Origin of the sequence: Paraliobacillus zengyii (assembly GCF_003268595.1) — a bacterium.
Lineage (GTDB): Bacteria > Bacillota > Bacilli > Bacillales > Amphibacillaceae > Paraliobacillus_A > Paraliobacillus_A zengyii.
On record NZ_CP029797.1, the window covers coordinates 46226 to 57875 of the forward strand.

Below are 11650 nucleotides of genomic sequence, written 5' to 3' on the forward strand. Positions count from 1 at the left end.
TTAGGAGATGCTAGTTTAACGGAGGTGGAGAGATGGTAGAGTTAACAAATAATCATATATGCATCGTTTGTGATAAAGAAAAAGAAGAGGGAATAAATGTTTACAATTTATTTATATGTTCACATTGCGAACAAAAAATAGTTCAAACAGAGCCTGAAGATCCATCATATTCCTATTTTGTAGAAAAGTTAAAAAGAATGAATCAATCAACCTTATACTCGTGATGGTGACATCAAATCTCGTAATCTGGCTATAGAGATACGAGATTTTTTTATTTTGTTGTGAAACTATTGCTATAATGAAAGTATCAAAGAAAAAGGATGACATATCATAATGAAGAACCAACTAAACACACCATTATTTAATGTGTTAAAAAAATTTGCTGATAAAGAGCCGCTCTCTCTTCATGTGCCAGGTCATAAGAACGGCACTATTTTTCCTGATAAAGCTCTTGATTATTATAGCTCTATTTTATCTATCGACTTAACAGAATTAACAGGGTTAGATGATCTACATGCACCAAATGAAGCAATAGCAGAGGCTGAAAGTATGGCAAGTGAGTGGTTTAATGCAGCTCACACATTTTTTTTGGTTGGTGGGAGTACGGTTGGAAATCTTGCAATGATTTTAGCCACATGTGCTCAAAATGAAAAAGTAATTGTACAACGCAACAGCCATAAATCGATTTTTAATGGAATAGAGTTAAGTGGCGCATGGCCTATTTTTGTTGCACCAACCTATGATGAGAATGTAAGACGCTACACAGCACCTTCAACCAAAGATTTGATAGCGGCTATTGTTAATAATCCAGATGCTAAAGTGCTTGTTTTAACTTACCCCGACTACTTCGGTCATACATATGAGTTAGACGAAATTATAGAAATAGCCCATAAGCATCAAATTACGGTATTAGTTGACGAAGCGCATGGCGTTCATTTCTCGGTTGATAAAGAAATGTTTCCAAAGTCAGCATTAGATATGGGTGCTGATATCGTTGTTCAATCTGCACACAAAATGGCACCAGCTATGACAATGGCAGCTTTCTTACATGTGAACGTATCTTTTTTAAAAAAGGAAAGAATAGCACACTACCTACAAATATTACAATCTAGTAGCCCATCTTATCCCTTAATGGCAAGTTTGGATTTAGCTCGAAGTTTCTTAGCAACAAGAACAAAGGAAGATATCGTATCGATTAAAAGTAGCATTAGAAAAATGCGCTATATTTTTTCAAAAAGTGATGTCTGGGATCTAATACCCATAAAAAATAGTGTTGATGATCCCTTAAAGATTGTTTTACATGTAAAACAAGGTTACACTACAAAATCCATTGCGACTATATTTGAGTCAGAGGGTATTTTTGCAGAGTTGCGAACCGATAGTCAATTGCTATTTATTCATGGTTTTCAAGCTTTTAATCAGTGGGAAAGATTAGAAAGGGCAGTAGAAAAGGTAACAAGTCGATTAATTTTTTCTGCTAAACATGATACAATAGAAACAAAACATAATCTTTTTCCAGAAGTGATCACAACACTTGCTTATTCCTATTTGGAAATGCCTAATAAAGAAACCGAGTTTATAGAGTGGGCTAGTTCTGTTGGAAAAGTGACAGCTGAAGCGGTTATCCCTTATCCACCAGGTATACCAGTATTGGTTAGAGGAGAAAAAATTACCGAAGAACATCTAGAAACAATAGACTATTTACTAGAAAAACAGACGAATTTTCAACACCTGAATATAAGAAAAGGCGTTACTGTATTTAAAGGAGAATGAGTGTGACTGGATATTTTATAACATTTGAGGGTGGAGAAGGAGCTGGCAAAACTTCTGTTCTACATGAAACAGCTAGACGGCTTAGGGAAGATGGTTATGATGTCATAACAACTCGTGAACCAGGTGGAATAGCAATTGCAGAAAAAATTAGAGGTATTATTTTAGACCGTGCTCATACGGAAATGGATGCTCGAACAGAAGCATTGTTATATGCTGCAGCTAGACGTCAACATTTAGTGGAAAAGGTATTTCCTGCATTAGACGAGGGGAAAATAGTTCTTTGTGATCGTTTTATTGATAGTAGCTTGGCTTATCAAGGTCATGCGCGTGGATTAGGAATGGATGAAGTATATCAAATGAATCAATTTGCCATACTTGAAGCGATGCCTGATATCACCTTGTTTTTTGATGTTGAACCGGAAGAAGGATTAAAAAGAATTGCGGCAAATCAAACGCGTGAACAAAACAGACTAGATCTTGAAAAGTTAACTTTTCATCAAGCAGTTTATGAGGCCTATCAATTGTTGATCGAACGGTTTCCTGATCGTATAACAAGAATTGACGCAACACCTTCACTTGAAGTAGTAGTAGGCTCCACTTACGAGACTTTACTAAAATATATTAGAACAAGTCATATGTAAATTTTAATTTGTTTAAGGTCATGTAGTGTTTAAGTCTTTCAAGGTAGGTTTTATAAAACGATAAAAAGTTTGTGTTAAAAAATCAGGAGGCGAATAATAGTGAAATTAATATTAGCTGTATTACAGGATAAAGATAGTAATCGATTAACGGATGCTTTAGGAAAAAGGGACTTTAAGACAACAAAACTATCGACAACAGGTGGTTTCTTAAAAGAAGGTAATACGACCTTAATGATTGGTTGTAATGATGATGCAGTCGATGAGGCGTTAGAAGTCATTAAACAAAATTCTAGCAAGCGAGAACAGATGGTAGCACCGATTTCACCAATGGGCGGTAATGCAGATTCATATATACCTAAACCAATTAATATAGAAGTTGGCGGAGCAACAGTCTTTGTTTTACCAGTAGATTCTTTCTTCCAATTCTAATATAATGAAGATGCAAGTTCTGAGCGCTTTTAGATATCTTGGTAATAAGGGAGAACAACAACGTGAAGATTAATCAAGAAATGCGATCACAAGTCGAAGCAGCGAGGACGAAAAGTCTACCACAAAAAACAAACGGGAAAAGTTTTGATTCGATGGTAGCAACACAAGGTCAGAAATTAATGAATCATCAATTAGAAGAGATGATGAAGGGTATAACACTTCAAGGCGAACGTTTAGCTCGTTATCGTTCTTTTAAAGATTTAGCAAAATATAAACGCTTAGTAAAAGATTTCGTTAAAGAAGCAGTTAACTATGGAATGGATCTTAAGCATTCACATAGCTTTAATTTACAGGGAAACAACCGAAAGCTTACACTTGTAGATGAAGTAGATGAAAAATTGTTAGCATTAACAGAGGTTGTGTTAGAACAAGAAAAGCGTTCAATAGGGTTACTAGATTTAATTGGTGAAATTAAAGGACTTTTAATTAATTTATATTCCTAAAGAGATTAGCAAAAAAGTTATTGTACTCTTATAAAACATGCTAAAATAGATAGTAAGTAAGAGTTGAAATTCAAATAGGATTTCGCTCTTTTTTTCGATTTAATTATAAAGGAAGTAATCAGATGAAAACATGGGAAGAGATTGCTACAGTTCAACCGATTGCAACGAAAATGCTAACAAACATGATTGCACGCGATCGATTAGCACATGCTTATTTGTTTCAAGGTGATAAAGGAACAGGGAAAGAAGCAATGAGTACATTATTAGCAAAAAGTATCTTTTGTCAGCATATAGCAAATGGTGAGCCGTGTCATGTCTGCAAGGACTGTGTTCGTATTACCTCAGGAAATCATCCAGACGTCCATAAAATCATCCCAGACGGTTCTTCTATAAAGAAAGAACAGATTGTACATCTACAAAAAGAATTCACTTATACCGGTTTAGAATCGAATCAAAAAGTATATATTATTGTCGACGCAGAAAAGATGACAACAAATGCTGCAAATCGCTTGTTAAAATTTTTAGAAGAACCTAATAAACAGACAACTGCAATTCTATTAACAGAAAACACGCAAGGACTGTTGGATACAATTCGTTCACGGTGTCAGATTATGGCCCTTAAACCACTAAATGCACAGCAGATCGAGAAAACATTGCAAACAGAAGGTATTGCTGAAGCAAATGCAAGATTGTTCGCAGCGTTTAAGCCACAGATTGAAGATGCAAGATTATTACATCAGGATGAGCGGTTTGCAGAGACAAGAAAGATAGTGGTACAATTAATTGAAATGCTTCAAGCTGGGTCGAATGAATTGTTACTATTTATTCAAAAGCAATGGATGTCACACTTTTCAAATCGCGATCAATTACATGAGGGTCTCGACTTACTTATGCTATGGTATAAAGACGTTATGTATACCCATATTGACAAAGAAGAGAGTATTATTTTTATTGAAAATCAAGAAAAAATAAAAAAAATATCGATGCATTGTTCAAAGCAGGATACAACAGCGATTCTTTATGCTATTATGGAAGCGAAGAAACATATAGAACAAAATGTACATCCGACTTTAGTGATGGAGCAACTAACACTGCAGATGCAGAGGTGAAAAAATGGTAGATGTTATTGGTGTCCGTTTTAAAAAGGCGGGTAAAATATATTATTTTGACCCCGAAATGGTCGCAATTGACAAAGATCAATATGTCATTGTCGAAACTATTAGAGGGATAGAGTTTGGTAAAGTCGTCATTTCAAATAAAGAGGTCGACGAAGAAGATGTTGTACTTCCTTTGAAAAAAGTGATAAGGATAGCTACGGATAAAGATAAATTGATTGTCGCCGAGAATCAAGAGAATGCAAAGCAAGCATATCAAGCCTGTGATGCAAAAATCGGTGAACATGATTTAGATATGAATCTTGTTGATGTAGAGTATACTTTTGATCGAAATAAAGTAATTTTTTACTTTACAGCAGATGGACGTGTCGACTTTCGCGATCTAGTTAAAGATCTCGCATCTGTATTTAAAACCAGAATAGAATTGCGCCAAATTGGTGTTCGTGATGAGGCGAAATTACTAGGTGGAATTGGCCCTTGTGGGAGAATGTTATGCTGTTCAACCTTTTTAGGTGATTTTGAACCAGTATCGATTAAAATGGCCAAAGATCAAAATTTATCTTTGAATCCTGCAAAAATATCTGGTTTATGTGGTCGTTTAATGTGTTGTCTTAAATACGAAAACGATGATTATGAAACAGCTAAAAAACAATTGCCTGATTTGGGGCAATCGATCACAACACCTTATGGAAAAGGTAAGGTGGTAGGTATAAATATCTTAGAGCGTATGATTCAATTAGAGATTTCTGAAAAAGATAGGGTCATTGAGTATACGCTAGATGAGCTAATCGATGAAGGAGTTATTCATACGGAAGCCGCGGAGTAATGGGGTGGAGATAGCGTGAATAAAAAAGACGTTTTTGAACAAGTATCATATATGGAAGAACAACTCGGACAACTCTATCAACAATTAGGTGACCTAAAGCAACATATGAGTGAGTTATTAGAGGAGAATCACCGTTTAGCTATGGAGAACCATCACTTACGTATTCGTTTAGATAAGGATACTGAACAGAGTGAAGCGACGAGTGACGGCACTGATGTGGATGTTTCAATTGGAGAAGGATACGATAACCTAGCTAGATTGTATGAAGAGGGCTTTCATATTTGTAATGTGCATTTCGGCAGTCCAAGAAAAGATGAAGACTGTTTGTTTTGTTTAATGTTTTTAAATAAAACAAAATAAATGGAAACACAACAAGAACACGCTAAATCTTACACGCTGAAATTTTTGAAAAGGGACTGATCTTTGGAGGGTTGTGACAACCCGAAATTTTCAGTCCCTTTTTATTTTTGACGATAGAGCGAGGAGTAGTATGATGGTAGAATTAAAAGATGATGAGCGTTTAGACTTCTTATTAGCAGACGAATCCATGCAAATTATTCAAAGTCCCAATGTGTTTTCTTTTTCATTGGATGCAGTGTTACTAGCAAACTTTACTCAAGTACCTATAAAAAGAGGGAAAATACTGGATCTCTGCACTGGTAATGGTGTTGTGCCGTTGTTATTAAGTAAGCGATCTAACGTAAAGATAACTGGTGTAGAGATTCAAGAACGCCTTTATGATATGGCTATTCGTAGTGTGCAGTTTAATAAAAAAGAAGATCAAATCAACTTAATTCATGGTGATTTAAAAGAAATGCCCTCCTATTTTGGTAACGATAAATTTGATTTAGTAACAGTTAATCCACCTTATTTTAAAACAATAAACGCAGCACATCATAACAAAAATGACTATTTAACAATTGCAAGGCATGAGATATGTTGTACATTGGAAGATGTCATTTCATCCTGTAGCCGTTTAGTCAAATCCGGTGGAAAGCTTAGTATGGTACATCGGCCAAATCGTTTGGTCGATATTCTTACATTATGTAGGGCATATAAACTGGAACCAAAAAGGATGCAACTTGTTTATCCGAAAGAGGGAAAAGAAGCAAATATATTATTAATTGAGGCAATACGTGATGGAAATCCAGATTTAAAGATATTGTCACCATTGTATGCTTTTAATCAACATGGTCACTATACGAAAGAGCTTGAAGAAATTATCTATGGTGACGCATAAGCAACACGTTGTTTATAGAGTAGACTATAAAGATGCTACATTATGTCATTTGATTTCAAATGCACAAGAGGGGGTCGAACATGCATAGTCAGAAAAGCTTTGACCAAGAGGAAGGAAAAGGCACTTTATTTATTGTTCCAACACCAATTGGTAATTTAGAGGATATAACAATACGCGCATTAAATGTATTAAAGTCTGTTGAACAGATTGCTGCAGAAGACACAAGGAATACAAAAAGGCTATTAAATCACTTTGAAATTATGAAACCACTGGTAAGTTATCATGAGCATAACCAAACGCAACGAGAATCAATGCTGTTAGATGTTCTAAAAGAAGGAAAAGATATTGCTTTAGTAAGTGATGCAGGAATGCCTGCAATATCCGATCCAGGTAATCAGTTGGTCCAAGCTGTCATAAGAGAAGATATTGCTGTAGTTGTTTTACCGGGTGCAAATGCAGCACTTTGTGCATTAGTAGGTTCGGGGTTAGATACGACTCATTTTTACTTTTATGGTTTTTTGCCAAGAAAGAAAAAGGATCGCAAACAGGCGTTTGAATTTTTAGAAAGAATAACTGACACAATTTTACTTTATGAATCGCCGTATCGAATTGCTGATACGTTACAAGAAATAGCTGACAATTTAGGAGATAGACAAGTTAGTGTTGCACGTGAATTAACAAAGCGTTTTGAGGAATATATTCGTGGAACTGTACAAGAAGTAATAGAATGGTTGGAAACTGGTACGGTAAAAGGTGAGTTTTGCATTGTGATTGAGGGTAATAGTGACGTCAAAGAGACAGAAGAAGTATGGTGGAATGAGTTGTCTGTCATAGATCATGTCACCTATTATATTGAAAAGGATAATATGAAAGATAAAGAGGCAATCAAACAGGTTGCACTTGATCGCAAATTACCTAAACGAGATATCTATCAAATCTACCATGTTGATTAAGTTTTTAAAAACCCTTCACAAGTGAAGGGTTTAATTTTATTACTATTTGTCTAAACGTGATTGAATTTCATCAATAAGCGTTTTTGCACCTTCAGGACTTAATACTAATTTACCACCAGCTAATGATAAGTTATCATCAGAGATTTCGCCAGTAACTTGACAAGTCATGCTTGGCTTGTATTTTTGTAAAATAATACGTTCATCATCCACATAAATTTCTAATGCATCTTTCTCATTAATTCCTAATGTACGGCGAAGTTCAATTGGAATAACTACGCGACCTAATTCATCAACCTTACGTACAATACCAGTAGATTTCATTTTATTCTCCCCTTTAATAATATTTCGTCAATATTCGACAAGAGCTACTATGAATATACCAGTAATTTCTATATGTGTCAATTACTTTTGTTTAAAAAAGGCTAAATTCAAGAAATAGACTTAATTTTTAAATAATCTAAACAGGATGTGAATAAGTGTTTTCCTTATATTGAAGAAATAAAAGACTTATTTAATAATTAAGTAGAAATCTGGTGGCAGTTTGTTTGGTAATTGATTGCGTTTTTACTATATTATTTTTAATAGATTAGCTGTAGGATTGGAAATATATAAATAAAACAGCTAAAATTAGATGAAGAATACCTATTAAATTAAAACTATTGGTGTAAATATAAGTACCAAAAGGATATAATAATAAGACATAGATAGGTTTGGGAGGCAAAATAGTATGCAAAAAGAAAAAAAGACATTTTATCTAACGACACCAATTTATTATCCTAGTGGTAATTTACATATTGGTCATGCGTATACAACTGTAGCTGGTGATGCTATGGCTCGCTATAAACGATTACGAGGGTATGACGTTATGTATTTAACTGGCACAGATGAACATGGGCAAAAAATTCAAAAAAAAGCAGATGAACAAGGAGTAACACCGCAAGCTTATGTAGATGAGATTGTTACTGGCATAAAGAAACTATGGGATAAGCTAGATATTTCTTATGGCGATTTTATTCGGACAACAGAAGAACGACATAAACAGGTTGTTGAGAAGATCTTTGCCCAATTGTTAGACCAAGGAGATATTTACTTAGATCAATATGAGGGTTGGTACTGTACGTCTTGTGAATCTTTTTTTACGGAAAGACAACTAGACAATAAGCATTGTCCAGACTGTGGTGCATCGGTAGAAAAAGTGAAAGAAGAGTCCTATTTCTTTAAAATGAGTAAGTATGTCGATAGATTATTGGCTTTTTATGAAGAGAATCCGCATTTCATTCAACCAGAAAGTCGGAAAAATGAAATGATTAATAATTTTATTAAACCAGGATTAGAAGATTTGGCAGTATCACGTACAACATTTGATTGGGGAGTACAAGTGCCTGGTAATGCAAAGCATGTAATCTATGTATGGATTGATGCATTATCTAACTATATTACAGCATTAGGATATGGAACAGATGAAGATGGACGCTTTCAAAAATATTGGCCTGCAGATGTACATTTAATGAGTAAAGAAATTGTTCGGTTCCACACAATTTATTGGCCAATCATGTTAATGGCGCTTGATCTACCATTACCGAAACAGGTTTTTGCACATGGTTGGATTTTGATGAAAGATGGAAAAATGTCAAAATCAAAAGGGAATGTAGTCGATCCTATTTCATTAACAGATCGTTATGGATTAGATGCATTACGTTATTACCTATTACGCGAGGTTCCATTTGGCTCAGATGGTGTCTTTACGCCTGAGGGATTTGTAGAACGTGTTAATTATGATTTGGCTAACGATTTAGGCAATCTATTAAATCGTACAGTTGCGATGATTGAGAAATATTTTGATGGAGAGGTTCCAACTTTTCAAGCGGGAATAGATGAATTTGATATTCAACTAGAAACACTTGCAAAAGAAACGGTTGAAAATGTCGAAGAGTCTATGGACAATATGCAATTTAGTGTGGCCTTATCAGCTATTTGGAAGTATGTTAGTCGTACTAATAAGTATATTGATGAAACGCAACCATGGAGCTTAGCAAAAGAAGAAGCCAATAAAGACCGTCTTGGTAATGTTATGGCACATTTAGTTGACGCATTACGCCGTATCGGGATTTTATTACAACCATTCCTAACTCGAACGCCAGCAAGCATATTTGAACAAATCGGTGTAGTAGAAGAGTCAGATAAAGAGTGGAATACATTAAACGATACGGATATTATTGTTGCGGGTACTAAGGTAACGAAGAAAGACGCGATTTTCCCTCGTTTAGATGCAAAAGAAGAAATAGAGATCATAAAAAATATGATGAAAAAACCGGCGCCGAAGAAAGAAGCAGAAAAAGTAGAAACAAAAGAAGAAGTAATATATGACGATTTTATGAAATTGGATTTTCGAGTAGCAGAAATAATACAAGCAGAAAAAGTTAAAAAGGCAGATAAATTATTAAAAATACAGATTGATTTAGGCTCAGAAAAACGACAAATTATTTCTGGTATTGCTGAATTTTATACAACAGAAGAATTGATAGGCAAAAAAGTAATTTGTATAACAAATCTAAAGCCTGTTAAACTTCGTGGTGAAATGTCACAAGGTATGATTTTGTCTGGAGAAGATGAGAATGGCAACCTTTCTCTAGCAACAGTAGAACAAGACTTACCAAATGGATCAGTTGTAAAGTAATAGCAAAAAGAGAACGCTTATCAAAGCTGATAGGCGTTTTCGCTTGTTAAAATAAAACTAATTTCATAAAAACCATTGTCAATTCAGAAATTATTAGATCCGACGCAATGTACGCGCTCCTCAAGTGAAATTGACTCCCTTCAGGCACGGCTTCATCTAACTCGGAAGCACAGAACGCTCCCGAGTGGCTCTTCAGCCCGTGCTGTTCCTGCAGGACAAGGAATGCTTAGACAGCGACACTCGCACGAGAAAGGGTTTTATATTTTCGAGGATGTCGCCAATTTCACTTGATACGCTAGTTTTTTCTACAAAAAATAACTGTAAAAAATAGCGATGGAAATATACGTAGACTCCTGTGGGAACAGCGCGAGCTGAAGATCCACTTAGTAAAGCGATTTTTGGCCCTGCGATTACTCGGCCCACCGAAAACATTTGCTTTACTAAGTTAGCTGAAGCCGTGCCCACGGAAGGCGTAGTATATTTCCAGAGCGGTATGTTACGTCGCAATTTCTATCTACTAGGAAGTTGAAGCGAGAGAGTTTACGAAAAGAGTCTAAATAAAAGGAGTTATAATAAAATGTTATTTGATACGCATGTACATTTAAATGTAAAGCAATTCGATGAAGATCGTGAGGAAGTGATTAAACGTGCGAAAGAAGCGGGTGTCACTCATATGGTGATTGTTGGTTTTGATCATGAAACAATTCCGAGAGCTATTAAGTTAGCTGAAGAGAATGAGAACTTCTATGCAGCAGTAGGTTGGCATCCGGTTGATGCGATCGACTTTACAGAAAAAGAATTGGCATGGTTAGAAGAACTAGCCTCACACCCAAAAGTTGTGGCACTAGGAGAGATGGGGTTAGATTATCATTGGGATAAATCACCTAAGGCTATTCAAAAAGAAGTTTTTCGTAAACAAATTCAATTAGCACGCAAGGTGAATTTACCAATCATTATTCATAATAGAGAAGCAACAGAGGATATAATGACTATTTTGCAAGAAGAAAATGCAGCAGATGTAGGTGGAATCATGCATTGTTATAATGATTCAGCTGAATATGTGCCAGCGTTTATTGGGATGAACTTTTACATTTCATTAGGTGGACCTGTTTCATTCAAAAATGCAACCTTGCCAAAAGAAGTCGCCAAAATGGTACCAGCAGATCGGTTATTAATTGAAACGGATTGCCCGTTTTTAGCACCTCATCCAAAGCGTGGTAAGCGGAATGAACCTGCTTACGTTGCTTTAATTGCTGAAAAGATAGCAGAATTAAGAGAGGTTCCAGTAGAAGAGATTGCAAGTATAACCAAGGAAAATGCCGATCGATTATTCCGTTTAAATGATTAAATCAAGGTTAATTTGCTTATATTACGGAAATGTAACGTTAATTAGAGAATGTAACCTTTTCTTAATATAGATGAAATAAACCTTCTTAAACCAAGTGCAAACACTGATATCAATGGTTTTAAGTGATTACAGCAAGAGAAAAGCC

General features: G+C 35.3%; 13 protein-coding genes. 12 read left to right on the forward strand and 1 reads right to left on the reverse strand.

Annotation, left to right across the window (positions count from 1 at the left end):
- The first annotated feature begins 32 nt into the window (after nucleotides 1-32).
- The 10 genes from DM447_RS00215 to rsmI all read left to right on the forward strand — a co-directional run bounded on the left by DM447_RS00215 (nucleotide 33) and on the right by rsmI (nucleotide 7480).
- Nucleotides 33-224: a sigma factor G inhibitor Gin gene (locus DM447_RS00215; protein WP_112179084.1), complete on the forward strand. Its 192-nt coding sequence runs from the start codon at nucleotides 33-35 to the stop codon at nucleotides 222-224.
- A 109-nt stretch (nucleotides 225-333) separates the two neighbouring features.
- Nucleotides 334-1773: an aminotransferase class I/II-fold pyridoxal phosphate-dependent enzyme gene (locus tag DM447_RS00220; protein WP_112179086.1), complete on the forward strand. Its 1440-nt coding sequence runs from the start codon at nucleotides 334-336 to the stop codon at nucleotides 1771-1773.
- A gap of 2 nt (nucleotides 1774-1775) precedes the next feature.
- On the forward strand, nucleotides 1776-2414 hold the full coding sequence (gene tmk / locus DM447_RS00225) for a dTMP kinase (protein WP_112179088.1): 639 nt from the start codon (nucleotides 1776-1778) through the stop codon (nucleotides 2412-2414).
- A gap of 99 nt (nucleotides 2415-2513) precedes the next feature.
- The gene (locus DM447_RS00230; RefSeq protein ID WP_112179089.1) at nucleotides 2514-2843 is read left to right on the forward strand and encodes a cyclic-di-AMP receptor; all 330 of its coding nucleotides are present in this window, start codon (nucleotides 2514-2516) and stop codon (nucleotides 2841-2843) included.
- A gap of 62 nt (nucleotides 2844-2905) precedes the next feature.
- A complete protein-coding gene (locus tag DM447_RS00235) occupies nucleotides 2906-3346 on the forward strand; it encodes a YaaR family protein (RefSeq protein ID WP_112179091.1) in 441 nt (146 codons plus the stop codon).
- A 122-nt stretch (nucleotides 3347-3468) separates the two neighbouring features.
- Entirely contained in the window at nucleotides 3469-4455 is a 987-nt protein-coding gene (holB, locus tag DM447_RS00240) for a DNA polymerase III subunit delta' (RefSeq protein ID WP_112179093.1), read from the forward strand.
- A gap of 4 nt (nucleotides 4456-4459) precedes the next feature.
- Nucleotides 4460-5287 (forward strand): PSP1 domain-containing protein, encoded by an 828-nt coding sequence (locus tag DM447_RS00245; protein WP_112179095.1) that lies wholly within the window; start codon nucleotides 4460-4462, stop codon nucleotides 5285-5287.
- 15 nt (nucleotides 5288-5302) lie between these two features.
- The gene (yabA, locus tag DM447_RS00250) at nucleotides 5303-5647 is read left to right on the forward strand and encodes a DNA replication initiation control protein YabA (protein WP_112179097.1); all 345 of its coding nucleotides are present in this window, start codon (nucleotides 5303-5305) and stop codon (nucleotides 5645-5647) included.
- A gap of 133 nt (nucleotides 5648-5780) precedes the next feature.
- Complete coding sequence (locus DM447_RS00255) at nucleotides 5781-6527, forward strand: tRNA1(Val) (adenine(37)-N6)-methyltransferase (RefSeq protein WP_112179099.1); 747 nt, start codon at nucleotides 5781-5783, stop codon at nucleotides 6525-6527.
- Nucleotides 6528-6607: 80 nt separating this feature from the next.
- The gene (gene rsmI / locus DM447_RS00260) at nucleotides 6608-7480 is read left to right on the forward strand and encodes a 16S rRNA (cytidine(1402)-2'-O)-methyltransferase (RefSeq protein WP_112179101.1); all 873 of its coding nucleotides are present in this window, start codon (nucleotides 6608-6610) and stop codon (nucleotides 7478-7480) included.
- A 42-nt stretch (nucleotides 7481-7522) separates the two neighbouring features.
- Here the strand turns inward: rsmI and DM447_RS00265 are convergent, their stop codons facing one another.
- Nucleotides 7523-7801 carry a transition state genes transcriptional regulator AbrB gene (locus DM447_RS00265; RefSeq protein ID WP_112179103.1) on the reverse strand — a complete coding sequence of 93 codons (279 nt, stop codon included), beginning with the start codon at nucleotides 7799-7801 and terminating at the stop codon, nucleotides 7523-7525.
- A 406-nt stretch (nucleotides 7802-8207) separates the two neighbouring features.
- Here DM447_RS00265 and metG point away from each other — a divergent pair, with 406 nt between their 5' ends.
- Entirely contained in the window at nucleotides 8208-10157 is a 1950-nt protein-coding gene (gene metG / locus DM447_RS00270) for a methionine--tRNA ligase (protein ID WP_112179105.1), read from the forward strand.
- Between the two features lie 577 nt (nucleotides 10158-10734).
- Nucleotides 10735-11505: a TatD family hydrolase gene (locus DM447_RS00275; protein ID WP_112179107.1), complete on the forward strand. Its 771-nt coding sequence runs from the start codon at nucleotides 10735-10737 to the stop codon at nucleotides 11503-11505.
- Nucleotides 11506-11650 lie beyond the last annotated feature (145 nt).

Coding starts and splice junctions, on each gene's coding strand:
- DM447_RS00275 (WP_112179107.1), top strand. CDS start 10,735: ATGTTATTTGATACGCATGTACATTTAAATGTAAAGCAATTCGATGAA.
- DM447_RS00265 (WP_112179103.1), bottom strand. CDS start 7,801: ATGAAATCTACTGGTATTGTACGTAAGGTTGATGAATTAGGTCGCGTA.
- DM447_RS00215 (WP_112179084.1), top strand. CDS start 33: ATGGTAGAGTTAACAAATAATCATATATGCATCGTTTGTGATAAAGAA.
- DM447_RS00220 (WP_112179086.1), top strand. CDS start 334: ATGAAGAACCAACTAAACACACCATTATTTAATGTGTTAAAAAAATTT.
- rsmI (WP_112179101.1), top strand. CDS start 6,608: ATGCATAGTCAGAAAAGCTTTGACCAAGAGGAAGGAAAAGGCACTTTA.
- DM447_RS00245 (WP_112179095.1), top strand. CDS start 4,460: ATGGTAGATGTTATTGGTGTCCGTTTTAAAAAGGCGGGTAAAATATAT.
- DM447_RS00255 (WP_112179099.1), top strand. CDS start 5,781: ATGGTAGAATTAAAAGATGATGAGCGTTTAGACTTCTTATTAGCAGAC.
- metG (WP_112179105.1), top strand. CDS start 8,208: ATGCAAAAAGAAAAAAAGACATTTTATCTAACGACACCAATTTATTAT.
- holB (WP_112179093.1), top strand. CDS start 3,469: ATGAAAACATGGGAAGAGATTGCTACAGTTCAACCGATTGCAACGAAA.